The sequence below is a fragment of the Desulfobaccales bacterium genome (assembly GCA_041648175.1).
Classification (GTDB): domain Bacteria; phylum Desulfobacterota; class Desulfobaccia; order Desulfobaccales; family 0-14-0-80-60-11; genus 0-14-0-80-60-11.
In genome coordinates, this window is record JBAZPO010000073.1 from 1 (window position 1) to 2,880 (window position 2,880).

A 2,880-nucleotide genomic window follows, 5' to 3' on the forward strand; every position below is an offset into this window, starting at 1 on the left:
GAGTGCGAGCAAAAGGATCTCCGGCGGGCACTGGATGCAAATAGCTGGAAGAAGATCGTAATCGAGACCATCTTCTACTGCAAGAGATGCGACAACTACTGGAGCGATGGCCTGGTGGAGAAGGGCTACAAGTAAACAGTCCACAAACTCCGCCCCCAGATTCATTCTATGATCTATCTTTATTACAGCGAAAAATTCCAGGCCTATAACTTCGGCCCGGAGCACCCCTTCAATCCGGCTCGCTTGATGCTGGCTTACAAGCTCATGGAGGAAGAGGGCCAAATTGACGACCTCACCTGCAAGGTCGAGCCGCAGCCTGCAGGCGTTGGGGATTTACAGCGCGTGCATACTCCTGAGTACATCGCCTCAGTGAAGGCGGAAGAGCCTGATTTGGCCTTTGGCCTTGGCAGTGATGACACACCCGTATTTCCCGGCATTTACGAGGCATCGCGGCTGCTGGCAGGCGGCAGCATCGATGCAGCGCGACGCATAATTGCCGAGGACTGCAGCGCCTTCAACATAGGAGGTGGCCTGCATCATGCCATGCCCTCCCAGGCCTCGGGCTTTTGCGTCTTTGACGATCCGGCGCTGGCGATTTGTGTCCTGAAAGAGCGCTTTGAAAGAGTTCTTTACATCGACATCGACGGCCACCACGGAGACGGAGTGCAGCAGATCTTTTATGAGGACCCCGATGTGCTCACCATTTCCATACACGAGTCGGGCCTGTATCTTTTTCCCGGCACCGGCTTTATCGATGAGATCGGTGCTGGCCCGGGCCTGGGCTACAGCGTGAACATACCCATGCCCATGTACGCCGGGGACGAGGAATACCGGCACGCTTTTGAGGAGATTGTGCCCAGGCTCTTTGAATGGTTTGAGCCGCAGGTGGTGGTGGCGCAACTGGGCGTGGACACACACTACTCAGATCCACTGACCACTTTGAATATGACCCTTGCCGGGTACACCCACCTCGTGCGCCGCATCATCGAGCTGACCGGGCAGCATGCCGGCGGCAGGCTGCTGGCTTTAGGCGGGGGCGGCTACAACATGGAAGTGGTGCCCGTGGCCTGGTCCAGCGTCCTTCATCTCATGAGGGGCGAGAGTCTGCCTGAGTATTTGCCGCCCTACTGGGTAGAGCTTTTCATGAACCTGGTGGAAAGAGAGCCGCTGGCGCCGCCGGACATTGAGATTAAGGTGGGCAGGGAGACGAAGAAGAGGATCACGGCGGAGCTTGAGCTGGCAGTGCAAGGATTGAAGAAAAAGGTAAACGAGATTCATAAGGTGTTTTAATCACGGCTCGTTCTCGTTATCCCCTTCAGTCATTGCCGATAAGCTGCCGAGGTATTGCCGATATTTTGCCGATAAACTGTAGGTTCTGGCGTGGCGGGAGGGATTTGCTACCTGCATCCATCCTTAACCCAATCCGTTAGAAGGTTTCTGGCCATGCGCTCGGACAGGCCCAGCTCCCCGGCCACCTCGGATGTGGTGAGAATCTCCTTCTGGGCGAAGAGGCCCAGGATCCTTCGGGCGCGGTGGTCGAGGCGGCCTAGGGCGTTGGGCTTCGCGGGTGTTCCATTCTCAGCACACTTCTGGGCCCTCTGCCTGACAGCCTGGAAGACCTCCGCTAAAGTGGAGATGAAGTATTCCAACCAGGCGGTAAGATCAGCCTCGCTTCTGCCGAAGTAGTAGTTGTGATGAGGATGGACCGTCAAAGCCCTGTAGTAGCCCGGCAGGTTGAGGGCATAGTGCTCCTCCAGGGAGAAGAAGCCGCCCAGGTCGTAGCCGCCTTTGTGGAGAATGAAGGTGGCGAGGAGACGTGCCGTGCGGCCGTTGCCGTCGTAATAAGGGTGTATACAGTCACAAACTGGTAGTGGACCAAGCCGGAAATGATGGGGGCGGGCAGCCCTGATCTCTATGCCTCATTAGCTCAATCCACCAGCGAGGCCATGAGATCTGGTATATCTTTTGCTTCGGGCGGCAGATAGATCAAAGCGCCTGTTGCCGAGTTCTTGATGGCGTTCTGGCCGTCCCGATAGGCAGTGGGCTTTGCCCTGGGGCCGCGTTCCACCAAGGCATGCAGTCTCTTGATCAGATCCTCGCTGAGAGGCTTTTTCTTCCTGGCCCACTCCACCACGCGCAGGAGGGCGTTCCAATAGTTTCGTACCTCGGAGACGTCCCTTTCCCGGCCGGAGATTTCGGCATGCTCGTCGGCTTGGCGTGGCCTCTTTACCTGCCATCCATCACATATGAACGGGCAGTCTTTCTCCACCTTAGAGATGGCCGTAGCAAGCATGTAGCTGGCAGGAAAGGCGTTTCGCTTTTATGGTAAAATGAAAGGTAGACCCGTCGCCTTCGCGGCTCTCTGCCCATATCTGCCCGCCCATGAGTTCAACCAGTCTCCGGCTCGTTGCCAACCCCAGACCGATCCCATGATACTTGCGCGTCAAAGAATCATCCACCCGACTGAAGGATTGGAAGAGACGATCCCGCTTGTCATTGGGAATCCCAATACCAGTATCTACGACCTTGAAATGAATCAAATCATTGGTGTCAGAAGAAACATGAATCGCAACCCTGCCCCGCTCAGTGAACTTTATTGCATTTTCCAGCAGATTATTCAGGATTTGCCCGAGCCTTTTCGGATCGCCGATAACGACCGCAGGTACGTTCTCATCTATGCTGCAAGCCAGATTCAAACCTTTTGCAGATGCTGCCGAGGAAAACATCGAAAAAGCGGATTCAATGCAATGATATAGATTAAATGGCATAGTTTCAAGCCTAATCATTCCGGCTTCAATCGTTGAAAAGTCGAGTATATTTTCCACGAGGGTTAGCAGATCTTCCCCACTATTCCTTATGATATCAACCAGGTCTTTCTGC

General features: G+C 54.9%; 4 protein-coding genes. 1 reads left to right on the top strand and 3 read right to left on the bottom strand.

What is annotated here, in order from left to right; genetic code table 11:
* The first annotated feature begins 168 nt into the window (after nt 1-168).
* Complete coding sequence (locus WC600_19155) at nt 169-1,290, top strand: acetoin utilization protein AcuC (GenBank protein ID MFA4904846.1); 1,122 nt, start codon at nt 169-171, stop codon at nt 1,288-1,290.
* 107 nt (nt 1,291-1,397) lie between these two features.
* On the opposite strand, the gene WC600_19160 is transcribed toward WC600_19155, so the two are convergent.
* The 3 genes from WC600_19160 to WC600_19170 form a co-directional block, all read right to left on the bottom strand.
* Nucleotides 1,398-1,712: a hypothetical protein gene (locus WC600_19160; protein ID MFA4904847.1), complete on the bottom strand. Its 315-nt coding sequence runs from the start codon at nt 1,710-1,712 to the stop codon at nt 1,398-1,400.
* 215 nt (nt 1,713-1,927) lie between these two features.
* Nucleotides 1,928-2,293, bottom strand: a complete 366-nt coding sequence (locus WC600_19165) for a hypothetical protein (protein ID MFA4904848.1) — start codon at nt 2,291-2,293, stop codon at nt 1,928-1,930.
* Nucleotides 2,271-2,880, bottom strand: a 610-nt coding sequence (locus tag WC600_19170) for an ATP-binding protein (GenBank protein MFA4904849.1), incomplete at its 5' end; no start/stop codon positions are given. The genes WC600_19165 and WC600_19170, both read right to left, overlap by 23 nt.